Source organism: Chitinophagaceae bacterium C216 (assembly GCA_028485475.2).
In the GTDB taxonomy this organism is placed as follows: Bacteria; Bacteroidota; Bacteroidia; order Chitinophagales; family Chitinophagaceae; genus Niabella; species Niabella composti.
On the sequence record CP144143.1, the window covers coordinates 1 to 26,510 of the forward strand.

A 26,510-nucleotide genomic window follows, 5' to 3' on the forward strand; every position below is an offset into this window, starting at 1 on the left:
AAAAAAGCCTTCGTTGTAATAACGAAGGCTTTCAATAAATACGGCGGCTACCTACTCTCCCGCATTGTGGTGCAGTACCATCGGCCTTAAGGGGCTTAACTTCTCTGTTCGGAATGGGAAGAGGTGAACACCCTTAGTATAACCACCATAAAATCTTACAGATCTTGTATCAACATACCGTATGTCTCAACAAAACCATCAATATCATAACATATTGAAAAAATATTTAAAGAAGAGTACCTAACTAAATAAAATTAAAGCTTACGGGCAATTAGTACTACTCGGCTTTGATGTTACCACCTTTACACCTGTAGCCTATCAACGTCCTAGTCTCGAACGGCCCTTAAAAGTAAACTCATCTTGAGACAGGTTTCACGCTTAGATGCTTTCAGCGTTTATCCTTTCCGTACATAGCTACTCAGCACTGCACCTGGCGGCACAACTGATACACCAGCGGTACGTACGACCCGGTCCTCTCGTACTAAGGTCATGTTCTCGCAGTTTACTAACGCCCACCACAGATAGGGACCGAACTGTCTTGCGACGTTCTGAACCCAGTTCACGTGCCACTTTAATGGGCGAACAGCCCAACCCTTGGGACCTTCTCCAGCCCCAGGATGTGACGAACCGACATCGAGGTGCCAAACCTCCCCGTCGATATGAGCTCTTGGGGGAGATCAGCCTGTTATCCCCGGAGTACCTTTTATCCTTTGAGCGACGGCCCTTCCATACAGAACCGCCGGATCACTTCAGCCGACTTTCGTCCCTGCTCGGCCTGTTTGCCTCACAGTCAAGCACCCTTTTACTGATGCGCTCTACGTACGATTACCAACCGTACTGAGGGTACCTTTGCAAGCCTCCGTTACTCTTTAGGAGGCGACCACCCCAGTCAAACTACCCACCATGCACTGTCTCCCTAAACAGGGATTAGATTTCAAATCAAAGAAGGTTGGTATTTCACCGACCGCTCCACCCTACCTGGCGGCAAGGCTTCATAGCGTCCCAACTATCCTACACATCCGTAATTCAAAATCAATGCAAAGTTGTAGTGAAGGTTCACGGGGTCTTTCCGTCCCGTGGCGGGTAACCGGCATCTTCACCGATACTACAATTTCACCGGGCTCGTGGAGGAGACAGCGTTCAACTCATTAGACCATTCGTGCAGGTCGGAACTTACCCGACAAGGAATTTCGCTACCTTAGGACCGTTATAGTTACGGCCGCCGTTTACTGGGGCTTCAGTCAGGAGCTTTGGCTTGCGCCGAACACCCTTCCTTAACCTTCCAGCACCGGGCAGGTATCAGGCTCTATACGTCATCTTACGATTTTGCAGGGCCCTATGTTTTTGTTAAACAGTTGGTTGAACCTTTTCACTGAGACCTACCAACAAAGTAGGTACGCTTTATCCCGAAGTTACAGCGTCAATTTGCCTAGTTCCTTCTCCACGGCTCACCCGAGCGCCTTAGAATACTCATCCCGTCTACCTGTGTCGGTTTGCGGTACCGGCTGCTATACTCGCTTTTCTCGGAAGTGCTTTCAGTAATGCGCTTCACCCGAAGGATCCGCTCGGCTATTCCGTCAGCCTAGTTACCTAAGGCCCTTCGTCACTTTTAATGTATAGCAGGTGCAGGAATATTAACCTGCTTTCCATCAGCTACCCCTTTCGGGTTCGCCTAAGGACCGGACTAACCCTGATCCGATTAACGTTGATCAGGAACCCTTAGACTTTCGGCGATAAGGTTTTTCACCTTATTTATCGTTACTTATGCCTACATTTTCTTTTCCCAACGCTCCAGCATGCGTCGCCACACACCTTCAACGCAGATGGGAATGCTCCCCTACCGATTTACCACCTAGTGGCAATCATAGAGCTTCGGCTCATAGTTTAATACCCGATTATTTTCCGCGCAGAGTCTCTCGACCAGTGAGCTGTTACGCACTCTTTAAATGAATTGCTGCTTCCAAGCAAACATCCTGGCTGTTATAGAAACTCTACATCGTTTGATTAACTTAACTATGTATTGGGGGCCTTAGCTGCTATTCTGGGTTATTTCCCTCTCGGCCATGGACCTTAGCGCCCACAGCCTCACTCCCGGTAAACATCTATTAGCATTCGGAGTTTATCAGGGTTTGGTAGGCGGTGAAGCCCCCTAGCCCAATCAGTAGCTCTACCTCTAACAGACTATTAACCGAGGCTGTTCCTAAAAACATTTCGGGGAGAACGAGCTATCTCTCAGTTTGATTGGCCTTTCACCCCTATCCACAGGTCATCCCAAAGCTTTTCAACGCTTACGGGTTCGGACCTCCAGTGTGTGTTACCACACCTTCATCCTGCCCATGGATAGATCACAAAGTTTCGCGTCTACCCCCACTGACTAAGCGCCCTATTCGGACTCGCTTTCGCTACGGCTCCGTTATTTCTTAACTTAACCTCGCCAGTGAGGAGTAACTCGTAGGCTCATTATGCAAAAGGCACGCCGTCACCGCTTGCGCGGCTCCGACCGCTTGTAGGCGTACGGTTTCAGGTACTATTTCACTCCCTTATTTAGGGTACTTTTCACCTTTCCCTTACGGTACTGGTTCACTATCGGTGTCTGAGGAGTATTTAGCCTTACCGGATGGTGCCGGCAGATTCAGACAGGATTCCTCCGGTCCCGCCCTACTCAGGATACCACGCGTCATCGATCATTTCCGCTTACAGGACTATCACCTCCTACGGTTCATCTTTCCAGATGATTCAGCTTGAGATCGAATCCTAAATGTGGTCCTACAACCCCAAAGCAGCACGCCGCTCTGGTTTGGGCTCTTCCCCTTTCGCTCGCCACTACTCAGGGAATCACTATTGTTTTCTTTTCCTCCGCCTACTTAGATGTTTCAGTTCAGCGGGTTGGCCTCCTGATTGCTCAGGATGATACGTCTTCAACGCACCAGGTTGTCCCATTCGGAAATCCAGGGATGTAACGCTTGTGTGCAGCTCCCCCTGGCTTATCGCAGCTTACCACGTCCTTCTTCGCCTCTCAGACCCAAGGCATCCACCATACGCCCTTAGTCGCTTTAAATAAGTTTCTAAAATTGTAGTTACCCACTCACTTTGCTTAAGACCACCATCTCTGGCGTTTTCGCAAACATGTGTGATAACTTGTTAGGTACTCTCCTAACAAATATTTTTCCAATATGTCAAAGAACTTTACAACTACTCTTCAGAATATTCATCCTTCCAAAGAGCTTGATTGTGATAATTAAGGTTACGAACCTTTAGGCCTCAATGCCATTATCATCTCTCTCTCTTCAATAAAAAGAACTATCATCTCTCTCCTCTACTCCCTACCCCCTCTCTCACTGTGGAGGATATCGGAGTCGAACCGATGACCCTCTGCGTGCAAGGCAGATGCTCTAGCCAACTGAGCTAACCCCCCGGGGTTTAGTCCTAATAATCCTTGACCCTCTTACCTCATCAGCGCACTCTCTCCTAACGGATTTTATGACTACTTATGCTATTTAGTAGACCCGACCAGATTTGAACTGGTGACCCCTACATTATCAGTGTAGTGCTCTAACCAGGCTGAGCTACGGATCTGTTTACTAATGAGCCAATATGATAATTATCGTTGACGAACCTCCTTAATTATCAGTTGGCTTTAGATCGCCGTACTCAAATTGGCCATCAGGTCAGTATTACAAAGATCTTATTAATATTAATTGAAAGTAAAGGAAACAATAAACACCCACAGGTAAGTATCGCTCTAAAAAGGAGGTATTCCAGCCGCACCTTCCGGTACGGCTACCTTGTTACGACTTAGCCCCAATTACCGGTTTTACCCTAGGCAGCTCCTTGCGGTTACCGACTTTAGGTACACCCGGCTTTCATGGCTTGACGGGCGGTGTGTGCAAGGTCCGGGAACGTATTCACCGCGCCATTGCTGATGCGCGATTACTAGCGATTCCAGCTTCATGTAGTCGAGTTGCAGACTACAATCCGAACTGAGAGGCGCTTTTTGGGATTAGCTTCATATCACTATGTCGCAACCCTCTGTACGCCCCATTGTAGCACGTGTGTAGCCCTGGGCATAAAGGCCATGATGACTTGACATCATCCCCTCCTTCCTCACGTCTTACGACGGCAGTTTCACTAGAGTTCCCAGCGTTACCTGATGGCAACTAGTGATGGGGGTTGCGCTCGTTGCGGGACTTAACCCAACACCTCACGGCACGAGCTGACGACAGCCATGCAGCACCTTGCTAGCGGTCCATTGCTGGAAAGTAGACTTTCATCTACGGTCCCCTAGCATTCTAGCCCAGGTAAGGTTCCTCGCGTATCATCGAATTAAACCACATGCTCCACCGCTTGTGCGGACCCCCGCCAATTCCTTTGAGTTTCAATCTTGCGATCGTACTTCCCAGGTGGGATACTTAATGCTTTCGCTCAGACACTAACAGTATATCGCTAATGTCGAGTATCCATCGTTTAGGGCGTGGACTACCAGGGTATCTAATCCTGTTTGCTACCCACGCTTTCGAGCCTCAGTGTCAATATATGCGTAGCCAGCTGCCTTCGCAATCGGTGTTCTATGTCATATCTAAGCATTTCACCGCTACATGACATATTCCGCTAGCCTCCACAATATTCAAGACTGATAGTATCAACGGCAGTTCCGAGGTTGAGCCCCGGGATTTCACCACTGACTTAACAGCCCACCTACGCTCCCTTTAAACCCAGTAAATCCGGATAACGCTTGCACCCTCCGTATTACCGCGGCTGCTGGCACGGAGTTAGCCGGTGCTTATTCATATGGTACCGTCAGTAGAGTTAGAAAACCCTTTTTTCGTCCCATATAAAAGAAGTTTACAATCCAGAGGACCTTCATCCTTCACGCGGCATGGCTGGTTCAGACTTTCGTCCATTGACCAATATTCCTTACTGCTGCCTCCCGTAGGAGTCGGGCCCGTGTCTCAGTGCCCGTGTGACTGGTCGTGCTCTCACACCAGTTACTGATCGTCGGCTTGGTGGGCCGTTACCCCGCCAACTACCTAATCAGACGCACACCCGTCTTCTAGCGTATCGCTACTATAATGTCTGGGAGATGCCTCCCTAACATCTTACGGAGTATTAATCCAAGTTTCCCTGGGCTATCCTCCACTAGAAGGAAGGTTGTGTACGTGTTCCTCACCCGTTTGCCGGTCGTCAGCAGGAGCAAGCTCCCCTGTTACCCCTCGACTTGCATGTATTAGGCCTGCCGCTAGCGTTCATCCTGAGCCAGGATCAAACTCTCCGTTGTAAATCTCTTCTGATCTGATTTAATACCAGACCAATTATTTTCGCTTTGACCTACCTGGTCCAAACTGTTACATTTGAACTCGGTGCTATTGTTTCCAACCTTTCAAAGAACTTCACAAATGACAGAACTATAAAGCTCAGCATCTGTCTTCTTGCCGATATCAGTGGACTTGAACCACCAGCGCGCCTGTAACGCTATATCTAAAATTGAACTAACTTGAAGAACTTCGGTGACCCTCTCAGTCACCCCCCTCCGAATCGGGGTTGCAAAAGTATAACCTTTTTGCAAACCACCAAACTTTTTAAGAAAAAAATTATCAAATTTTCGTGTAAAGAACTTATTGTGAAACCCTCGTTTTCATTGGGGTTGCAAAAGTATAACCTTTTCTCAAACCACCAAATTTTTTCGAAGAATTTTTAAAGAGCTTCAGTGAAAACCGCTTCTTATTGAGAAGGGGCTGCAAAGGTAATACTTTATTTGATATCAGCAAACATGAATTTGAATTTCTGAATAAAAAATTTGCAATGCTGTTATATCATACTAACGATTCGCTATACATCAAAAGTATATATGTCGCTATCAAACCACCAGTGAGTAAGCGCCACTATTCTTCTATACCAAGAGATATGTACAACCAAATTCTCCTACTAAAATTTTATAGGCTGCGCGTGCGTAAACATTAATTAACGCAGCTTTCTGCGCTTCAAATAATTTAGCAAATAGGCCGGTCTATCCGTTTGAATAATGCGGGTATTTAAAGTATCGATGAGATAACCGTAACCTTTATCAGGATTTTCGAGCGACATATCATCATCGTGTCCTCCGGCCATAGTGTCCCACAATGTATTATACCACACCAAGCTTTTGCCTTTGAGCAGGGCGGATACCTCTTTGACAATAGAATTAGAGTCGGAGACGTACAGCAACTCAAAGGCTACGGGCTTCAGTTCTGTGAGAAAATCCTGAATCATCTGCATCGCATGGGGACGGTCGAGATTTACAATGGGCATATAAATAACCTTGTCGAGATATTTGCCAAACTCCTGCTTTACCTGTGCCACTGATTTGGATCCCTTCATGATGATATGGTTGGTAGTGCCTGTTTTTTCCAACAGCTCATACACTTCATCAAAATAGTCATAAGCTTTATCCAAATTAAGCATGATTCTTCCTTTTGCTACCAATAAAGCCTCTTCCAGTGTAGGTACTTGGTGTTTAGTTCTAATAGCTGCCCCGTTTTTCAGCTTAAGGGTTTTAATGGAGTCCAACACCCACTCGCGTACCTTTCCTTTACCCGTTGTAGTTCTATCAAGTGTGGCATCATGCATCAGAATAAGCTTTCCATCTTTGGTTTTCTGAACATCAATCTCCACTACATCTACCCCCATCTGAATGGCATTTTCAATAGCCTGCAATGAATTCTCAGGAGCATTTCTCCAGTCGCCGCGATGCGCTACTACCAATACTGTTTGGTTGTTGGGGTTAAACAATTTACTTCGAATCTGTTCTACTCTGGTTTGCGCAGCAATGGAGCCAATCAGTAAAAATAGTAATCCGAAAATTGAAACGGTCTGCTTCATTTTAAAAATGATGATTGTGGGATATTTAAAGAGATATTATTAAGCAATATTATCATTGGCAGCAATTACAGGTCTATCTTACAACTCTATTATTCGCTAAAGTTCAATATAAAACTAAGGCAATAGTCAAAACTAATAAACATTCATGAATGCTTTGGTTTGAGCGCAAAAAAATTTGAACCTTTCAACACCATACTACAATACACAAATATATGTACTGTTGTATCCGGTGATGAATACAAAACCAGATAAATTGTTTAAATTCCATTTCCCTACTTTTGTAGTAGCAGCTTTGCCTTAACTATGTTCTCCGAAGGATGTATGAGGAAACTAGGATGCGGGCATAACTGCAACTGGGTTAAAGAATAAAAACGGATATTAAGATGGCAATTGTTGACCTTATATTGCCCAAGATGGGCGAAAGTATCATGGAAGCTACGATTTTAAAATGGCGCAAAAACGTAGGCGATCCTGTACAAGTAGATGAGCCAGTATTAGATATTGCAACTGATAAGGTAGACAGTGAAGTACCCAGTACAGCCGAAGGTACCATAGTAGAAATACTCTATAAAGAAAATGATGTAGTGCCGGTAGATACTGTTATCGCCAGAATTCAAACCAAAGGCGACGATAATGCTGCACCACAGCAAAATACATTTGCCTCTTCTACCCCATCTGCTACAGAAGAAACAATCAAGGAAACAACCGCCGAAGTTGTATCCAGCGAAATAAAAACAGCGCCCAAAACCAAAAGCAGCGGCTCCAGATTCTACTCTCCTCTTGTGCTTAACATTGCAGCACGCGAAGGCATTTCACTAAGCGAGTTAGAAAATATTGAGGGAACAGGCGCCGAAGGAAGAGTCACCAAGAACGATATACTCAATTACGTAGCCAATCGCAAGCAAAAACAATCTCAACCGGCGGTGAGCGAAACATCGTCACAACAGTTCACCCCACCGGCTATCAGCCGCACTTATAGCAGTGGAAATGTGGAGATCATTGAGATGGATCGCATGAGAAAGTTGATAGCAGAACACATGGTGCGTAGTGTACATACCAGCCCTCATGTAACAAGTTTTAGCGAAGCCGATGTCACCAACATGGTGCAATGGCGTGAATCTATCAAGAAGGACTTTGAAAAAAGAGAAGGCACCAAAATCACCTTCATGCCATTATTTATTGAAGCTATTGTAAAATGCATTAAGAAATTTCCGCTTATCAATAGCTCGGTAGAAGGTGACAAGATTATCGTAAAAAAAGACATCAATATAGGCATGGCTACTGCCCTGCCAAACGGCAATCTTATTGTACCCATTATTAAAAATGCAGACCAGCTGAACTTGGTAGGTCTAGCCAAACAGGTAAACCATCTCGCCGAGGCTGCACGCAATGGTAAACTAAAACCCGAGGATACACAGGGTGGTACCTTTACACTCACCAATGTAGGCACTTTTGGAAGCCTCATGGGTACTCCTATCATTAATCAGCCACAGGTGGCAATACTCGCTGTGGGCGCCATAAAGAAACGTCCTGTAGTGGTAGAAACCCCTCACGGTGACAGCATTGCCATCAGACATATGATGTACATTAGCATGAGCTATGATCATCGAATAATTGACGGTAGCCTAGGAGCCACTTTTGTTACAGCCGTTGCGAAAGAACTGGAAAACTTTCAACCCAGGGAATTGTAATTATTCCCTAACAACAGTAACGTTTTTCTGAGTCTGATACCTTCGTCTCAGCAATAAGGTGTGCAGAGTAAGGGTGAGTAGGATAATGCTTAATCCCAGATAGAACCCCCAACTCATATGATGGTTTTCTTTAAAAATAAGAAACGCCATAATAATACCATAGATAGGTTCAAGGCTATAAGAAAGGTTTACCGTAAAAGCAGATAGTTTTTTAAGAGCATTCATAGAAAATTGAAAAGCTATCACGGAACATAGCCAAGCGAGCACAAACAGCCACATCCAGTCATTAGCTGAGGGGAGTATGGTTTCCACCGGAAAAACTTTCAAATAAAAAGGAAGTAAAAGCGAAAAGGTGAGAAAGCCTCCAGTCATTTGCCACGTCAACACCGTCTGCATATTGATACGTGTCATCTTCAGCTTCAGAAAAATGGGAAATAATGCACCAAAAGATGCCGCTATCAGGCCCAATGCAATACCCAATTTATACCTTGTATCGAAATGAAAAATCAGCGCAATACCTACTACGTTCATCATTCCAAACAACAATTCGGTAGTGTTGATACGCACCCTATTGATTAAAGGCTCTAAGATGGCCGAGAAAAAACTAATCACCGATAAACAAATCAGCCCAATAGACACATTGCCGTATTTGATGGAAGCATAAAAAAACACCCAATGCAGGGAGCTGAGAAATCCAATTCCCGATAACTGCAACATGTCTTTTTTGGAAATATGCTGCAACTTATTCGTCAGATAAAAAAGTATCCAAAGCGTAATTGCAGTAATGCATAAACGATAAAAAACAATCAGCCCTTCGTTTAAAGTGATTAGTCTGCCCAATATCCCTGTAAATCCTGCCAGTAATACCGCAATATGCAATTGCAGAAATGATTTTTTCATAACGGCGCAAGGTAGATAAATTAATAATACACCGGCACGAGGTACAATTACATTCTTAATAATTCTTTTTTAACCAGCCTAAAACCCAGTAAATTTGAAAAAATCCCTGTAGGGATGTATATAATCCGTTGATTGCACCGCAAACTTAATTATATGGCTTCAGATAATATTCGTGTTACTTCAGAAATCGGCACTTTAAGAAAACTGTTGGTTCACAGCCCCGATAGCGGATTGGGGAAGGTAGTACCTTCTAAGGCCCAAGACTGGCTTTTTGAAGACATCGTACACCTAGAAACAATCCGTAGAAAGGAATACGATTATTACATTAAACTGTTATTATATTTTCTGGATCCCACGAAAATCAAAGGACGCCTCTCTGAAATAGACGATCCTAAAAAAAACTATGATTTTTTCAAACCTGCCAGTTCGGAATTTTATAAATCTTCTAATGTCATAGAGATCGAATGGTTATTAGCAGAAATTCTGGAAGACAAAGACATTAAAGCCCGACTGATAGCTTCGGTATGTGCTATAGAGAACTGTAGCTATCGAGTACACGAACAATTGATGCAACTTCCGGCAAAAGATTTAGCTAATGTTTTTATTGCCGGCACTACCGATAATGAAATGCTGTTTCCTCCGGTACCAAATTTTATTTTTACACGTGATATAGGTATCGTTATTAACGACCATATCTTACTCAACAAACCGGCTAAGCAAGCCCGCACCCGCGAAGCATTATTAATGAAGTATATCTTCTATAATCATCCTTTATTCAAAAAATATCAGGATAAAATCATCGAGCTTCCGGAGATACCACAACATTTCCTGCTACCCTCCGACTCTGCCGAAAAACGGGTAACATTGGAAGGAGGCGACATTATGGTTGTGAGCTCTTCGCATGTATTGATAGGCATTAGCGAAAGAACCAGCCTGGAGGCCGCACATCTCGCCATTAAAATATTATTTGAAAAAAATATAGTTGAGAAAGTATCCGTTATCAAAATTCCGGCGAAGCGCGACTACATGCATATCGATACCATTTTCACACAGGTAAAAAGAAACATGTGGGTAATGCTAGGTAAGTTTTCAAAAAAGCATGTAAAAAAGGAAGATGCAGATGATATTCAAAAAGCACTTGACAGCAGACAAAAAGAAGAATCTATTCAAATTATTCAGTTCAAAAGAAAAGCCCCTTCAGATCCGATATATTTTGATACGCTGGAAGATCTTTTAATAGACATTAGTAAAAACGATCTGAATTGTGACGAAAAAGTAAAATTCATTTACTCAGGCAACAACGAATTCCCATTTGATGTACGCGAACAATGGACTGATAGTTGCAACCTGCTAGCATTGAAAGAAGGAGTAGTTCTTGGTTACGATCGCAACGATAAAACCATAGAAGCTTTCGCTAAAGCCGGCTTCAACATCATTCATGTTACGGAGCTATTACAACAATTGGAAAACGACCAAATCACTCCTCAAGCAATAACCAATACATTCATTGTAATGCCCTCGGCAGAACTTTCGCGTGCTCGCGGAGGATTCCATTGCATGAGTATGCCCTTACTGAGAGATGATATAGATTAATAAAGACTCTTTCAAAAAAACGATAAGCAAGAAATGACTACATCACATATATTGATGGTTCGACCTGCTGCCTTTGGTTATAATCCCCAAACGGCCGTTAACAATGTCTTTCAGCAAGAAACTTCCGCCACAGATGTTCAAACCAAGGCATTGCAGGAGTTTGACCATTTTGCTGAAGTATTACAACAAAACGGCGTCAATCTTACTATCGTTCAAGACACGAACGAACCGCATACCCCCGACTCTATCTTTCCCAATAACTGGATTTCATTTCATGAAGACGGCACCGTAGCACTCTACCCGATGTTTGCCCTCAATCGACGCGTGGAACGTGACAAAAACGTATTGGATGTAATCAAAGAGCGGTTTCATATACGCACTACATTGGACCTTACGCATTACGAGGGACAAGATCTCTTCCTAGAAGGAACTGGAAGTATGGTACTGGACAGAGACTTTGAACTGGCTTATGCATGTCTTTCACCGCGTACTAGCCCCAGTGTCTTATACGACTTTTGCGATGCTATGGGGTATAGGCCAGTGCTATTTGAGGCCTATGATAAAAAGGGTAAAGAGATTTATCATACCAACGTGATGATGTGTATAGCTGATGAATATGTAGTAATCTGTTTGGAAGCCATAAAAGACGATGTGCAAAGACAGATGCTGCTCAGCCAATTTGCAGAAACAGGAAAATCCATCGTCGAAATCAGCATGGAACAAATGTTTCACTTTGCAGGTAACATGCTCCAGATACACAACAACTCCGGAGAGCCTTTGCTCGTAATGTCTTCGCAAGCGTATCATATTCTGACCAACGAGCAGCGTGATTTTTTACGATCTTTCAATCCCATTGTTCATGCTCCTTTAGCCACCATCGAAGCGCATGGGGGTGGCAGTGCACGTTGCATGATGGCTGAAATATTTTTGACACCCAAAACCGCCGATCCGGCTCACTAAATGAAACGTATTCAGTCCACACCGGGATACGAGATTATCAAGAATTGGTTTCAATCTTTAGGCAATACACCTTTTGCATTTCAGCAAGAGAGCTGGCAAAAATATCATGAGGGATATTCCGGTCTTGTTATCGCGCCTACAGGATTCGGGAAAACCTTTTCGGTGTTTCTAGCATTAATCATCGATTATCTAAACAAACCAGAGGAATATGGTGAGGGATTAAAATTGATATGGATTACACCGCTACGCTCCCTAGCAAAAGATTTGGGCAGGGCGATGCGGGAAGCCTTGGAACAAATAGGACTGGATTGGGAAGTAGGGGTGAGAAACGGCGATACAAGCACAAAAGAAAGACAAAAACAAACTAAAAAAATGCCGGAGGTATTGATCATCACTCCGGAAAGTTTGCACTTATTGTTTGCACAAAAAAACAACTCTACTTATTTCAAACATCTTAAATGTATTGTAGCAGACGAATGGCACGAGCTACTGGGTAGCAAAAGAGGCGTACTTACCGAGCTTGCCATCTCACGTCTGAAAGCTCTTACGAGTAATCTACGTATATGGGGTATTAGCGCTACTATCGGTAATATTGATGAAGCCTTGGAAGTACTCATTCCTTATAAGGATACGCCTAAAACAATTGTACGATCTAAGAATAAAAAGAAAACGGAAATTATACCCATTATTCCTGATGAAATAGAAATATTACCTTGGGCTGGACATTTGGGTACAAAAATGGCGGAGCAAATTGTACCCATCATTCATCAAAGCCGTACTACGCTCATCTTTACCAATACGCGTGGGCAAAGCGAACTCTGGTATCAAGTATTGCTAACAGCAGCTCCGGATCTTGCAGGGCAACTGGCCATTCATCATGGCTCTATTGATATGGAGTTACGTACATGGATTGAAGATCGACTGCATACCGGACAATTGAAAGCCGTAATTTGCACCTCTTCGCTAGATTTAGGCGTAGACTTCAGGCCGGTAGATACTGTTATTCAAATCGGCTCTCCCAAAGGCGTAGCACGATTTCTGCAACGTGCAGGACGTAGCGGCCACTCTCCTTTTGAAACCTCCAGAATTTATTTTCTGCCTACACACTCGCTCGAACTGGTAGAAGCCGCAGCTTTAAAGGAGGCAGCTCAAAACGGTATTATTGAAAGTCGCACCCCATTGGTTCAAACTTTTGATGTACTGGTACAATACCTGGTGACATTAGCTGTAGGCGAAGGTTTCAAAGAGCAAGAAGTATTTGAACAGGTTCAACAAACTTATGCATTTACTCATCTACTCCCTGAAGAATGGCAATGGATATTACGTTTTATCACCCAGGGGGGAGAGGTACTCTCCGCTTATGAAGATTTTCAAAAAGTAATTGTCGAGGGCGGCGTTTATAAAGTGAAAAACCGCCGCATTGCCATGATGCACCGAATGAACCTAGGCGTAATTGTAAGCGACCCCATGTTAAAAGTGAAATTCATCGGAGGTGGATATATCGGTATGGTGGAGGAGTATTTTATATCTCGCCTCAATCCCGGCGACACTTTCGGCTTAGCCGGCAAAATTCTAGAGTTTGTCATGATTAAAGACATGACGGTTCTCGTAAAGAAAAGCAAAGCCAAGAGAGCCATTACACCCAGTTGGTTAGGTGGCCGTTTACCTTTATCATCTGACCTAAGCGCCATTTTACGCAGCAAATTTAATCAAGCTTTACAGCCCTCTGCACAAGAAAAAGAACTCAAAAAGTTACAACCGCTGTTCCAGTATCAGGAAGCCTATTCTCATATTCCTCGAAACGATGAATTTTTAATCGAACTCACGCATACCCGAGATGGGCATCATGTATTCATGTACCCATTTGAAGGTCGCTTGGTGCATGAAGTAATGAGCGCCTTAATTGCTTATCGTATCAGCAAGATTCGCCCCATCACATTTTCGATGGCCATGAACGATTACGGATTTGAGTTATTAAGTGACCAGCCTATACCCTTGGAGGAGATAGACTTGAACACGCTTTTTTCTACCGAAAATCTCACGACTGATATTGCCCATAGCATCAACGCTGCTGAAATGGCGGGAAGAAAATTTAGAGACATCGCAGTAATTGCCGGACTGGTAATGAAGAACTATGCAGGCAAGTACAAAAGCGATAAAAACCTGCAGTCTTCCTCTGGTCTTATTTTCAGAATCTTTGAGCAATACGACTCGCAGAATTTATTGATGCGTCAGGCATATGAAGAGGTTTTTTATCAGCAATTAGAAGAAGTGCGCTTAGCCGCAGCACTACAACGCATTCAACAAAGTGCTATCATTGTTGTTAATACTAAAACATTTACTCCTTTAAGTTTCCCGATAAAAGTGGATAGCCTCAGACAAAATCTGAGCAGTGAAGAACTGGACGTAAAAGTGAGGAAAATGCAGGAAGAAGCATTTAAAAAAGCGCATCGTTAGTACGTGGAAATTATTTGCAATAACGAAGTATTAATTCTATCGCCATTAAGAGCTGCTTACTGGCCAAAGGAAAGGACTTTATTCCTGGCTGATTTGCATTTGGGGAAAACGGGGTATTTCCGGTCTCACGGTATTCCAATCCCCTCGACGGTATTGCACGATGATTTGAAAAGATTAGGGAAGCTTATCGAAACGTACAAAGCTCAAAAGCTGATTATTGCCGGCGATATGTTTCATCACGATCTGAATACTGATATCAACATCTTTCAGCAATGGCGTGAATACTACGCTGATATATCATTTATTCTAGTTCCGGGCAATCATGACAAACTACTCCATATCAATTACGAGCAATTAGATATACAGATAACATCAAAAGAATTTGTAGCAGCTCCCTTTGTTATCACTCACGAATTGCCGGAGCCTGATAACAATCGCTTTATTATAGCCGGACATTTACATCCGGGATACCAACTTATAGGAAAAGCCCGGCAATCTTTACGACTCCCTTGTTTCGTTGTATCCTCTCACCACCTTATACTACCTGCTTTTAGTACCTTTACCGGACTATTCACAGGATATAAGAATCGTAATAACACCAGATACTATGTAATAGGGAACGAATCTGTTTATCGGGCTTAGTTCCATCCTTTTGATACAAGCTAAAAAAGAAAAAATCAACATTGAATCAATATATCAACTTATGGCAGTTTTCATATACTGGCATATTCCTTAATCCTGTTCGAAAAGCTCCTGTTCTTCTCGGTCTTCTACTTTAATCTGTTTTAGAAAGTCGTCAAACTCGCTTCCCTCATGGCTACTGTAAGCACCGTAAGCATCGATAATATATCCCAGCTCGCCATCTTTATCTTCCAATACATATAAAACGGCATTGTCGTCTGGATTAGAATCGCCTTCAAATCTGAAAGTGCGGAAAATAATTAGATCCTCCGGCTGATATACCTTGCCGGATTTTTCAGATTTCATTTCTTTATTTTCATTCATGCGAATTTCATTATCTACGCCTCTTTGGCGCAACTTTTCCATCACCTGGCTTAGAGTGGTCATTTCTTGGCGTTTTTCCATATTTTAAAATTTTGGTTATTAAATAAATATTATACTCCTAATAGTGCACAAATCGGACCACTTTCCTCGGATTTGTAAGATTCTGGTAATTGGCCCTATTTTTTTAAAAAATTAAACACTTTACCAGCTTTTCTTTAGACTTTCTTTAAGATTAAACGTCTTTAAAAAGTGCTATGTTATTAATACACCGTACTTTTGCAACCCAAAACCGCCCTGCTGGTATTTTTGGCTGGTTTAGCCGAAGTAGGAGGATTTACAAAAACAATTAACAGAAAGGAATTCAGTAACGCCTTTTATGAAGCAAAAAAAGTATTACATCATCGACTTCGATAGTACTTTTACACAGGTAGAAGCATTAGACGAACTGGCACGCATTTCATTGAAAGACCATCCGCGTCGCGAAGAGATCTACAAAAAAATTGAAAATTATACCAACATGGCTATGGAGGGAAAGCTTTCCTTTTCCGAGAGCCTAGCACAACGCGTAAAACTGCTAGAAGCCAATAAAGATCATCTCAAGAAGCTCATTGCTCACTTGCGAACTAAAGTTTCCAAGTCGTTTTCTCGCAACGCAGCGTTTTTTAAAAAGCATGCCGATGATGTATTGATCGTATCCGGCGGTTTCAAAGAATTTATCATCCCGGTTGTGAAGAAATTTCATATTAAAAAGGAAAACGTATACGCCAATACTTTTGAGTTTGATAAAAACGGAAAAATCATCGGATACGACCGGTCTAATCCTCTCAGTGAAGAAGGCGGAAAAGTAAAGCTGCTCCAACAGATGGATCTGCAGGGTGAGCTGTACGGTATCGGCGACGGTTATTCCGATTTTCAGCTACGCGAGTGCGGACTGATTAAAAAATTCTTTGCCTTTACCGAAAATATCGCAAGAAAAAGCGTTACCGCTAAAGCAGATCACGTTACTCCCAGCTTTGACGAATTTCTATATATTAATAAAATTCCCGGAGCTATCTCCTATCCCAAAAACAGGATCATTACCATCATTGTAGGAGATGTTCCTAAGAAAAATTATGCGTTACTGCAAGAAGAAGGATTTACAGTATATAAAAAGGAAGAAGTAGATGATAAAACCTTTTATCAGGCAGGCATGCTACTTATTGCTGCTTCTTCCGGTATTGATGCGAAAGTGATAAAGAAGTTTTCACGACTGAAAGCCATCGGATATTACGGCAATGCTACACACGATCTGCCTCTTGTTCAATGCACCGAACGCGGCATAGTAGTATTTGACAACAAAAATGGCAAGACTAAAAACGAGGCTATTGCACAACGCATGGTAGATTTTATTAATAAAGGGGCCATCCACAGCAGTAGCAACTTTCCATCCTTGCAATTACCTGCGGTACGCAAAGCACATCGAATTATTCACATTCATAAAAATCTGCCGGGTGTCATGGCCGAATTCAACACTATTTTGGCTAAGCATCGCATCAACATCAGCGCCCAATACCTGATGACCAATGATATGGTAGGCTATGTAATCACCGATATCAACAAAGATTACGATAAGAAATTACTGAAAGAACTAAAAAATATCGAACACACTATTCAATTTAGAATTTTGTATTAACACCATATTTAAATACTACCGATGGCACTCAACAACAAATTATCCGAGCGCGCACAGGGTATGTGCGAACTTTGTACTTCAGAGACCGCTGTTCATGAATATACTGTTAGTCCCAAATCGGACGACAACATCGAGCATCAGGTAGCGCTTTGCGACAAATGTTTACAAGAACTGGAAAAACAGAATGGAGACGGTACTTACTGGCGCTTTCTGGAAGGTACCATTTGGAATCCCGAACCTCCTATTCAGGCTTTAAGCTATAGAATTTTACACACCTATAAGGATCAGGACTGGGCTGCCGACATCATCAACTCCATAGAAGTGGATGAAAATATAGTACAGTGGGCTCTTAGCGCTTTTGAAGTAGAAGAGGTACATCGCGATAGCTTCGGAAATAAACTAGAAAACGGCGATACGGTAGTGCTTACTCAGGCACTGGACGTAAAAGGCACTAATTTCTCAGCTCCCAAAGGCACAGTAGTGAAAAGAATACGGCTGGTTGCGGACAATGTGGAACAAATTGAAGGAAAAATTAACGACCAGACCATCGTCATTCTTACCAAATACGTAAAGAAAGGGTAATTACCGCTCGGGAGAAAGCAAATTTTGATGTAATTTGAAGTGGCTGGAAGGCCGCCCTTAAGCGGAGTTTTGCCAATCCTATTTATCTTTATCCTATGTTACTATCACAGGCAGAAGAAATTACTTAAAAGCACTATTCCACATAACGGAAGAAGGTGAGGATAAAGAAGGTACCGGTACCAACAAATTGGCCGCTACGCTTGATGTGAAGCCGGCTACAGCCAATGATATGCTTAAAAAGCTGAAAGAAAAAAATCTCATCAGCTACGAGAAATACAAAAAAATCTCTCTTACCGAACAAGGAAGAAAACACGCTATTGAAATTGTACGCAAACATCGCCTATGGGAAACTTTTTTGTACGATAAACTACAGTTTACCTGGGATGAAGTACATGAGGTAGCCGAGCAATTGGAACATATTCGATCGCCTAAGCTTATCGCCCAGCTAGAAAAATTTTTAGGATATCCTGAGTACGACCCTCATGGCGATGCGATACCTAATGCCAAGGGCGAATTGAGACCCAGCTCCCGCTATACGTTGTCGCAGGTAGAGGTAGGTAAAACCTGCAAGCTGGTGGCTGTAAAAGATAATAGCGCTACATTTCTTCAATATGTAGTAAAAGTAGGCCTAGGACTGAGTAGTAAAATCAAAGTCCTCGGTCGACAAGAATTTGACGGCTCTATGGAAATAGAGGTGAAGGGTAAAAGATCGGTAGTAAGCTTGAAGTTTGCGGAAAATCTCTTAGTGACGGTATAAAGCCATTTATCACAACTTGATAAAAAATAGCCGGCTATCTTCCCAGCTATTTTACTTTGATAATTTTGTTTATAGTGACCCCTCAGGGACTCGAACCCTGGGCCTACTGATTAAGAGTCAGTAGCTCTACCAACTGAGCTAAGGAGTCAACGTTATGCTACTTTGAATTCTCTGCAAAATTAATAGTCTCTTTGGTTTCTCCACAATCAATCATTGTAGCACCATATTTAGGATGCTGATTGCCGAGATAAGGATTGGCAATCTTCTCTTCCTTACTCAACCAATTGCCCACTCTCCCATCTTCAAACGCCATTGGACATTCTTGCCAATAAACAGTTCCTTGATCGTATTTGATGGTAATCAGCAGCATCCTCAAATTTTCAGACAAATCCTGCAGTTGCTTCCGCTTGGTATCCCAATCATCTACTTCAGAAATCGCAGCCACACTAGCTTTTGCATTTTCTAACGGCATGGTAACCGTTTCGTAAATAAGAGTATCCTGCTTCAATTCTTCCAGATCCAACCCTTCCAAAGCGGCGTGCAATGATACAGCATTTTTATTAACCAAACTACTATCCCATTGAACAAATCCATCCGCCATGGCATAGTATGCATCTAGAATATTTTTTATAGACTGATTAAAAGCATCGCTATGGGCGCTCACGGCCAACGCGTTTGCCGTTGGGGATTTATCGGCCTTGTCTTCTTTTTTTATAGCGTACTTGTATACCACAAATCCCGCTACAACAAGTACTACTAATAGTAATAGTCTTTTCATGATTTTTATCCTCGCTAATTAAACCCGGCAATTGTTATTTTTGCAGGTTTGAGGCTATCAAAAGTAGTAAAATTAATCATTATGCTGGCAGGTTTACAAAATGTGACTTTTGAATTTGGGGCAAGAACTATTGTCAAGAATGCAACATGGCATATTCAGCCTAATGAACGCATAGGCCTAATTGGTTACAATGGTACCGGCAAGTCCACTATCCTCAAACTACTTACCGGAAACTATACTCCCTCGGCAGGAACTGTTGAAAAAGGTCGTGATACCAGCATTGGTTATCTACATCAAGACCTGCTGAGCTTCGATACGGATGAATCTATTCTTCAGGTAGCCTTAGGTGCATTTGAAAGAGTATTGAAGCTGGAAAAGGAAATTGAAGCCCTAGGAAAAGAACTGGAAAACACCGGCGACGAAAAAATACTGGAAGATTATTCCAATAAACTGCACGAACTGGAAACGTTAGGCGGTTATAATATCCATCATAAAACAGAAGAAGTATTACAAGGGCTTGGCTTTTCCAATACCGACTTAAAGCGCCCGTATAAGGAATTCAGCGGCGGATGGCGTATGCGTGTGTTGTTGGCTAAAATGATATTAGCACAACCCGACCTGTTGTTGCTGGACGAACCTACCAACCACCTCGATCTCCCTTCCATTGAATGGTTAGAAAAATACCTACAGCATTATCAGGGAGCGGTGGTAATCGTCAGCCACGATAAATATTTTCTAAATCGTATGGTCACTAAAATCGTAGAGCTGTATCAGAAAGAACTGCACTTTTACAATGGCAACTACGATTATTACGAAAAAGAGAAAGCTTTACGCCTGGAACAACAACAAAAAGCTTACGAAAATCAGCAAGACTATATACGCCAGAGTGAACGACTGATTGAGCGCTTCAGGGCCAAAGCTACCAAGGCTGCTATGGCCCAAAGCCTTATTAAAAAGCTGGATAAACTCGAGCGTATTGAAGAAGTACGTGTGGATAGGCCTGATTTAAAAATCAATTTCAGGGTAGATAAAACACCGGGGAAAGTATTGGTAGAATTGAATAACATCTCCAAATCGTTCGGCAGTAATATTATTCTGGAAAATGCACAGGCCGAAATTAATAGAGGGGATAAAATAGCATTGATAGGGGCCAACGGTAAAGGTAAATCCACGCTCCTGAGAATTATAGCAGGTACCGAGCCCTTTACAGGAGAAAGAAAATGGGGACACAATGTCGAAGGTAGTTTTTATGCCCAACACCAGCTGGAGGCGTTAAATCTAGAGAATACCATTATTGAGGAGATGAAAGAATGCGGCAGCCAGATGACAGAACTGGAACTGAGAAACCTATTGGGCTGCTTTTTGTTCAGCGGAGATGATGCCGATAAGAAAATAAAAGTATTAAGTGGTGGTGAAAAAGCTCGAGTAGCACTGGCCAAAACGATTGTAAGTAAAGCCAATTTCCTACTACTCGACGAACCTACCAACCACCTAGATATGCATAGTTGCGAACTACTTATCGATGCGCTGCGCAAATACGAGGGGAGCTTTATTTTAGTTAGCCACGACCGATATTTTATTTCAAAGACTGCAAATAAAATATGGGAAATTGTAGATAATAAAATCAAGGAATTCAAAGGGGGATATGATGAGTGGGTAGCCTGGAATGAACACATTGCCAAACAACGCCAGTCTGAAGCCACCACATTTTCAGCAAAAAACAATCCCATTGCCCCCAAAAACGAAGACAAAGCATCCGTTAGCCCTACCCCTACACGCAATCAGCCTATTAATAAAGAGCACAAAAAAGAGCTTCAAAAACAGCAGAAACAGTTTCAACAGGTTGAAGAGGCGCTTAATAAAAATAAATCCCTGCTCCAACAACTGGAGGAGCAGCTCGCCGATCCCGCCATCTATGCTGATAAAGAAAAATTCCTAAATTTAGAACGGGAGTACAAGGCTGCTGTAGAAACAAATGCGCAGCTTGAAAAAAAGTACGAAGAAATCTTTTCTTTGCTACTTGAACTAGAGGAGCAATTAAAGCGCTAAAAACTGCTTGCTCATAACAAGTATACAGCTTAGGCACAATAATTGATGAATAAGTTTGTATTCGTTTATTTAATAATTAAAATCACTAACCAATGAAAAACCTACTAACGTTCATTGCCATCATTGCATTCGCATTGGCGTTATCTTCCTGCAAAGGGAAAAGTGATGCCGACCTTCAAACAGAAATCACATCAGTACTAGCTACTAATCCTGATTTTTCAGGTATTGTAGTGGACGTACAGAATGGTGTTGCTACCCTATCGGGAGAGGTAAGCAACCCCGCTTCTCAGGTCGCAGCAGAAGAAGCATTAAAAGACATTAAAGGAATTAAGAGTGTAGTAAACAATACAACGGTAGCTCCGCCACCAGCACCCGTACAAATCACTGCGGACGACCCGCTTACTACTGCCGTACAAGACGCTATTAAAGATCATCCAGGCGTTTCGGCCACTGTTAATGACGGTGTTGTAACACTTACCGGAGAAGTACAAAAAGATGAGCTTAAGGTATTGATGCAAAAGATAAATGCCACCCGTCCTAAAAAAGTCGATAATACCGGCCTGACCATCAAATAAAAAAGAAATCCTTAAACAGCCGTACCATTAAAAAATACTTATTCGTCAATCAAACTAAAAAATATGGCACTACAAGAAAAATACCGGGCACTGATAGATGCCGCCAATGCTGCTGGTGTAGCAAATCTTTCCGTAAGAGAACAAGACGGTATTCTTTACATCGATGGAGATGCTCCTAATGGAACTATAAAAGATCAATTATGGGATATTTATAATCAAATAGATCTCAACTACTCAAGCGGCGATCTAGTGCTGAATGTAAATGCCAGAGCGGAAGTCGGTAGCCAAGTAAGAGTTATTACGCAAGAAACTAACTTAAATATCCGAAAGGGACCGGGCACTGATCAGCCCATCATTGGTAAAGCAGCTAAAGGTGAAATCCTTACCCTGATTAGCCAACCCAACGAACTTTGGTCATCTGTACGAACAAAAGATGGTGTAGAAGGATATGCTTATTCGCAATATCTCGAACCCGTCTCTTAATCAGCAATATATGTTTTTTTGAGTGCCTTGCTGCTGTCAGCAAGGCATTTTTATTGTCATCGTTGTCGATGTTGTATGATCATTACATAAAAATTTTTTTCGACTTTTTGATTTTTTTCTAAGCGCATTCTTTATAAAGCATCCGCTATACGTAGCTTCTTAAATAATAGCACATTAGCCCGAAATTCAACCCCAATCAGCATTCCACAGCACAAGCGTTTTTAAATTATCTTAACGAAACATTTGTGTTTTTTAAACACTATAAAGTCCTTTTTGGTATATGCTTTGTTTCCTTATTAAAGTCGTACCACGGTAAGTAGAATATCTCTGAACAAAATTTATTAGTTAACTTAAAACCTTGAAAAATGAAAAGACACACCTCAAACCTTGCATTAGCAGTAATAGCAACTTTCTTTGCCGGAACTGTAATGGCTCAAGTAGACACTACATCCACACCCACAGACACCACAGCAGCACCTGCTGATACTACTGTGAGTGTTCCTGATACAACAGAAAGTAGTCCTAATGCAAAAGTAGATGTACGTAAGACTAATTTGGGTACTGCTGTTGTAATGCAGTTCCACAATCATTCTTATATTACAAACAGAGAGCTCTTAAACAGAGAGCAGGCTATAAAAACAGAAGAAACAGAAGCGTAAATACTTCTTTCTTCTGGATTTAAGCATGAAGCGATAGTCTTTCTTAAGAAAGACTATCGCTTTTTTTATTTAGACACCACCGCACCTATTTGCAATACTCCCCTTACACAAACCGAGGTTATCGATGCACGCTGTCTTGATATTTTTCCTATTTTATGAATCAAAAAATTCATGTACGTTTGATAATAAAATACTATTATGTCGCAAAAGATTAAATGTCCTGGTTGTGGTACCGAATTTGAGCCTACTGATGCCATACGCGAAGAGGTGGAGCGGGAATTGCGCGCCAAGGTTACAGAATGGCAGAAGAAAAAAAATGAAGAGTATCAAGCCGAACTACAAAAGCGGGAACAAGAATGGCAACATAAACTACAGCAGGAGAAAAATGCGTTGCAAAAACAACTAGAGGAACAAGTACGGAAAAATGTTGCTTCGGACTTTGAGCACAAACTGGCCCTCCTCCAAAAAACCAATCAGGAGAATGAAGAAAAACTTAGAATATCCCGACAAAGAGAGATTGAACTCCTAAAACAGCAACAGGAACTGAAAAATAAAGAAGCCGAACTAGAACTTACATTGCAAAAAAAACTTAGCGAAGAGAGAGAAAAACTTATCGATCATCTTCGCAAAGTAGAGGCAGAAAAGAGCGCCCAAAAGGAAACAGAATATCAACTAAAGTTGAGAGAGCTGGAAAAGCAGTTGGAGGATCAGAAAAAGCTGGCCGAAGAAATGAAGCGCAAAGCCGAACAGGGCTCCATGCAATTGCAGGGAGAAAGCCAAGAGCTGGCATTGGAAGAAATGTTAAGCGCGGCATTCCCCTTTGACAAAATAGAGGAAGTAGCTAAAGGTGTAAGAGGTGCCGATTGTATACAAATCGTAAGGAATCAGCTGGGAGCGGAGTGTGGCAAAATCATCTGGGAAAGTAAACGTGCTGAAAATTTTAGTGCTGACTGGATTGAAAAACTAAAAGCAGACATGCGCGCAATAGGAGCCGATGTAGCGATACTGGTAACCCGCCGCTATCCGAAAGACATGAGCAGCTTTGGAGAAAAGGAAGGTGTTTGGATTTGCAGTTTTGTAGAAGCCAAAGCTCTGGCGGCAGTATTACGCGACGGCATATTACGCATCTATAAGGCTGTAAAAACCCATGAAAATAAGGGTGATAAAATTACCATGCTTTACAATTACCTTACCAGCCCCGAATTTGCCGAGCAATGGAATGCCATACGCGAAGGATTTCTGAGCATGAAAATGAGCATCCAGAAAGAGCGCGATGCTATGGAACGTCTTTGGAAAGCACGTGAAAAGCAACTCGAAAAAATCTTATTAAATGCCACACATATTAGGGGATCCATAGATGGCATCAGTGGATTAGAAAATGTAGATTTGAATCTCTTGGACTACGACGACAGCGAATAGACTCCATCATAAAAGAAAAACCCCTTACGTAAACGTAAGGGGCAACAACTATAAAACTTACAAACCTGAATCCCGCACCAGCACTTAGTCTGGTTTTTCCCCATCTAAAAAGGCATTCAACGTATTAATCTGACCTTGATTTTTATCATCAGATGATACCTCAAACTTGCTATAATAGCTTTCTACGTGTGATGTATAATTGCGCAATTCTATATTACGTCTGATATATGCGGGCACATTCTCAAACTCATCAGTAGGATTATTGGCATTTACATTATAAGAAAGATTACGCAATTTCTGAATACGCTCTATCTGTCTGCGCTTTTGCATCTCCATATCTTCCAAGCTCGCAGAATTGCTTCTCTCATTTCTGTCGGTAGTTTGAGTAAAGGACGTATACTCGTTTGTCACCTCAGGCTTTTCAAACATAGTCATCTCAGCACCTTCGGTTTCCTGAGCTTGTTCCTCTTGAGGTTGCTCTGCATCAGTATGATCCTCTTCAGCATATATGTTTACCGGCTTAGAAAGATAGCTTCTTACAGGCTCGGCTTTGAGAGCATCGGTGGCTTCTTCATTCAATTTCGGATATTGGAATACACGATCTCCCGGAACCGAAGGAGACTTGAATATTTCTTCTACCTTATCCGTTACAGGAACATCCTGTGACATCTGTTCAGCCGCGGCAAACTGAGCATCACTGTTCTCATCTCCCAGCAGATAATGAGTCTCTTCATTTTCATTAACCACATCCTCAACTGTAGGCATAGGTGCATCCATGAAAGGAATTTCCTCAACCAATTTCGGTGCCAACGGATCCGGCTGTAGTTCAAGTGAAACAGGTTCTGTAACAGGTGTCAAAGGTTCTGCAGGTTCTGTAACCGGAGCTATTACTTCAACAGACGACTTCTCTTCATTTAATGGCTTCAGCGTCATTACTATTTTTTCTTCAGGCTCTCCTTTCTTCAGCACCGGCTTTACAAACGTATCTTTATTTTCGAATCCTGTAGCTATAAGTGTAATACCTATTTGGTCTCCTAAAGAGCTATCATATCCCATACCCAGAATAACATCGGTATCTTCACCGGCTTGACTGAGTAGGTGAGATTGAATAATCTCAACTTCATCCATTGTAAACTCGTGTTCGCCTTCGGCAGAATTAATGTTGATAAGAATCCATTTTGCACCACGGATATCGTTATCATTCAGAAGTGGCGAATTAAGTGCTTCTTCTATTGCGCGCTGAGCACGGTTTTCACCGGATGCAGTAGCGCTACCCAATATAGCTACACCGCCATTTCTCATTACAGTACATACATCGGCAAAGTCTACGTTGATTTGACCCGTACTGTTAATAACATCGGTGATACATTTTGCTGCAGTGGCCAATACGTTATCCGCTTTTTCAAAAGCTTCACGCATTCTTAGGTTGCCAAACTGATGACGGAGTTTATCGTTGCTAATCACCAGTAAGGTATCCACGTATTGTCTGAGCTGCTTAATGCCCTCTTCTGCTTGTTGTTGGCGTTTTTTACCTTCATATGCAAAAGGCATGGTAACGATCCCTACTGTAAGCACGCCCATATCCCTACACACTTTAGCAATAATAGGAGCGCCTCCAGTACCGGTTCCACCACCCATACCTGCGGTAATAAAAACCATTTTGGTATTTACTTCCAGAATGCGTCTTATCTCTTCTAGAGATTCTTCACAAGCCTGACGGCCAATTTCCGGATTAGCCCCGGCTCCGAGACCTGCGGTAAGTTGTGGCCCCAATTGAATACGGTTAGGTACATTGCTTTGTGCCAACGCCTGTGCGTCCGTATTACAGATAATGAAATTGACGCCTTCTATATTTTGCTTAAACATGTAGTTTACAGCGTTACCGCCTCCACCACCAACACCTATCACCTTAATGATAGAAGACTGCTCTTTAGGTAAATCAAACTGTATCATAATTTAGAATTTAGGTACGCTACGCGCACGAGTTTTATAAATGGATTAGTAAGTTCACGGTACCTGTTACCCCCTCTCCATACATTCTTTAAAGGAATGCTGGAGAAGGGATAAAGGCTTAA

The 26,510-nt window shown here is 42.3% G+C and carries 18 protein-coding genes, 3 tRNA genes and 3 rRNA genes; 13 read left to right on the forward strand and 11 right to left on the reverse strand.

Annotated features, from left to right (window positions below):
* Positions 1-38 precede the first annotated feature (38 nt).
* The 6 genes from rrf to PIECOFPK_RS00030 form a co-directional block, all read right to left on the reverse strand.
* A 5S ribosomal RNA gene (gene rrf, locus PIECOFPK_RS00005) occupies positions 39-150 on the reverse strand.
* 101 nt (positions 151-251) lie between these two features.
* A 23S ribosomal RNA gene (locus tag PIECOFPK_RS00010) occupies positions 252-3,058 on the reverse strand.
* A 283-nt stretch (positions 3,059-3,341) separates the two neighbouring features.
* Positions 3,342-3,415, reverse strand: a tRNA-Ala gene (locus PIECOFPK_RS00015).
* Positions 3,416-3,501: 86 nt separating this feature from the next.
* Positions 3,502-3,576 (reverse strand) — tRNA-Ile (locus PIECOFPK_RS00020).
* 170 nt (positions 3,577-3,746) lie between these two features.
* A 16S ribosomal RNA gene (locus tag PIECOFPK_RS00025) occupies positions 3,747-5,275 on the reverse strand.
* Together the 16S, 23S and 5S rRNA genes with 2 tRNA genes alongside form the textbook arrangement of a ribosomal RNA operon.
* A gap of 683 nt (positions 5,276-5,958) precedes the next feature.
* On the reverse strand, positions 5,959-6,855 hold the full coding sequence (locus PIECOFPK_RS00030) for a glycerophosphodiester phosphodiesterase family protein (RefSeq protein ID WP_330974908.1): 897 nt from the start codon (positions 6,853-6,855) through the stop codon (positions 5,959-5,961).
* Positions 6,856-7,238: 383 nt separating this feature from the next.
* On the opposite strand from PIECOFPK_RS00030, the gene PIECOFPK_RS00035 reads away from it, so the two are divergent.
* On the forward strand, positions 7,239-8,546 hold the full coding sequence (locus PIECOFPK_RS00035) for a dihydrolipoamide acetyltransferase family protein (RefSeq protein ID WP_330974909.1): 1,308 nt from the start codon (positions 7,239-7,241) through the stop codon (positions 8,544-8,546).
* Here PIECOFPK_RS00035 and PIECOFPK_RS00040 read toward each other — a convergent pair whose 3' ends face one another.
* Entirely contained in the window at positions 8,547-9,446 is a 900-nt protein-coding gene (locus PIECOFPK_RS00040; RefSeq protein ID WP_409966217.1) for a DMT family transporter, read from the reverse strand.
* A gap of 153 nt (positions 9,447-9,599) precedes the next feature.
* Here PIECOFPK_RS00040 and PIECOFPK_RS00045 point away from each other — a divergent pair, with 153 nt between their 5' ends.
* The 4 genes from PIECOFPK_RS00045 to pdeM are packed head-to-tail and all read left to right on the forward strand — an operon-like array spanning position 9,600 to position 15,098.
* Complete coding sequence (locus PIECOFPK_RS00045) at positions 9,600-11,039, forward strand: arginine deiminase family protein (protein ID WP_330974911.1); 1,440 nt, start codon at positions 9,600-9,602, stop codon at positions 11,037-11,039.
* A gap of 33 nt (positions 11,040-11,072) precedes the next feature.
* Positions 11,073-11,999, forward strand: coding sequence for a citrulline utilization hydrolase CtlX (gene ctlX, locus PIECOFPK_RS00050; RefSeq protein ID WP_330974912.1), 927 nt, complete (start codon positions 11,073-11,075; stop codon positions 11,997-11,999).
* The gene (locus PIECOFPK_RS00055; protein WP_409966218.1) at positions 12,000-14,456 is read left to right on the forward strand and encodes a ligase-associated DNA damage response DEXH box helicase; all 2,457 of its coding nucleotides are present in this window, start codon (positions 12,000-12,002) and stop codon (positions 14,454-14,456) included.
* Between the two features lie 3 nt (positions 14,457-14,459).
* Positions 14,460-15,098: a ligase-associated DNA damage response endonuclease PdeM gene (gene pdeM / locus PIECOFPK_RS00060; RefSeq protein WP_330974914.1), complete on the forward strand. Its 639-nt coding sequence runs from the start codon at positions 14,460-14,462 to the stop codon at positions 15,096-15,098.
* 90 nt (positions 15,099-15,188) lie between these two features.
* Here pdeM and PIECOFPK_RS00065 read toward each other — a convergent pair whose 3' ends face one another.
* A complete protein-coding gene (locus tag PIECOFPK_RS00065) occupies positions 15,189-15,542 on the reverse strand; it encodes a hypothetical protein (protein ID WP_330974915.1) in 354 nt (117 codons plus the stop codon).
* Between the two features lie 295 nt (positions 15,543-15,837).
* Here PIECOFPK_RS00065 and PIECOFPK_RS00070 point away from each other — a divergent pair, with 295 nt between their 5' ends.
* The 3 genes from PIECOFPK_RS00070 to PIECOFPK_RS00080 all read left to right on the forward strand — a co-directional run bounded on the left by PIECOFPK_RS00070 (position 15,838) and on the right by PIECOFPK_RS00080 (position 18,472).
* On the forward strand, positions 15,838-17,133 hold the full coding sequence (locus PIECOFPK_RS00070; RefSeq protein ID WP_330974916.1) for an HAD-IB family phosphatase: 1,296 nt from the start codon (positions 15,838-15,840) through the stop codon (positions 17,131-17,133).
* Between the two features lie 21 nt (positions 17,134-17,154).
* Positions 17,155-17,715, forward strand: coding sequence for a PhnA domain-containing protein (locus PIECOFPK_RS00075; RefSeq protein ID WP_330974917.1), 561 nt, complete (start codon positions 17,155-17,157; stop codon positions 17,713-17,715).
* Positions 17,716-17,857: 142 nt separating this feature from the next.
* Entirely contained in the window at positions 17,858-18,472 is a 615-nt protein-coding gene (locus tag PIECOFPK_RS00080; protein ID WP_409966804.1) for a metal-dependent transcriptional regulator, read from the forward strand.
* 75 nt (positions 18,473-18,547) lie between these two features.
* Here the strand turns inward: PIECOFPK_RS00080 and PIECOFPK_RS00085 are convergent.
* Both PIECOFPK_RS00085 and PIECOFPK_RS00090 read right to left on the reverse strand, forming a co-directional pair.
* Positions 18,548-18,620: transfer RNA gene (locus PIECOFPK_RS00085), tRNA-Lys, on the reverse strand.
* 9 nt (positions 18,621-18,629) lie between these two features.
* A complete protein-coding gene (locus PIECOFPK_RS00090) occupies positions 18,630-19,250 on the reverse strand; it encodes a DUF3347 domain-containing protein (protein WP_409966219.1) in 621 nt (206 codons plus the stop codon).
* An 81-nt stretch (positions 19,251-19,331) separates the two neighbouring features.
* Here PIECOFPK_RS00090 and abc-f point away from each other — a divergent pair, with 81 nt between their 5' ends.
* From abc-f to PIECOFPK_RS00115, 5 genes are all read left to right on the forward strand, one after another.
* Positions 19,332-21,299, forward strand: a complete 1,968-nt coding sequence (gene abc-f, locus PIECOFPK_RS00095; protein WP_409966220.1) for a ribosomal protection-like ABC-F family protein — start codon at positions 19,332-19,334, stop codon at positions 21,297-21,299.
* 92 nt (positions 21,300-21,391) lie between these two features.
* Positions 21,392-21,874 (forward strand): BON domain-containing protein, encoded by a 483-nt coding sequence (locus PIECOFPK_RS00100; protein WP_330974921.1) that lies wholly within the window; start codon positions 21,392-21,394, stop codon positions 21,872-21,874.
* A 63-nt stretch (positions 21,875-21,937) separates the two neighbouring features.
* Entirely contained in the window at positions 21,938-22,357 is a 420-nt protein-coding gene (locus tag PIECOFPK_RS00105; protein ID WP_330974922.1) for an SH3 domain-containing protein, read from the forward strand.
* A gap of 365 nt (positions 22,358-22,722) precedes the next feature.
* Positions 22,723-23,016: a hypothetical protein gene (locus PIECOFPK_RS00110; protein WP_330974923.1), complete on the forward strand. Its 294-nt coding sequence runs from the start codon at positions 22,723-22,725 to the stop codon at positions 23,014-23,016.
* Between the two features lie 198 nt (positions 23,017-23,214).
* Positions 23,215-24,435 carry a DUF2130 domain-containing protein gene (locus PIECOFPK_RS00115; protein WP_330974924.1) on the forward strand — a complete coding sequence of 407 codons (1,221 nt, stop codon included), beginning with the start codon at positions 23,215-23,217 and terminating at the stop codon, positions 24,433-24,435.
* 84 nt (positions 24,436-24,519) lie between these two features.
* Here PIECOFPK_RS00115 and ftsZ read toward each other — a convergent pair whose 3' ends face one another.
* Positions 24,520-26,388, reverse strand: a complete 1,869-nt coding sequence (gene ftsZ, locus PIECOFPK_RS00120) for a cell division protein FtsZ (protein WP_330974925.1) — start codon at positions 26,386-26,388, stop codon at positions 24,520-24,522.
* Positions 26,389-26,510 lie beyond the last annotated feature (122 nt).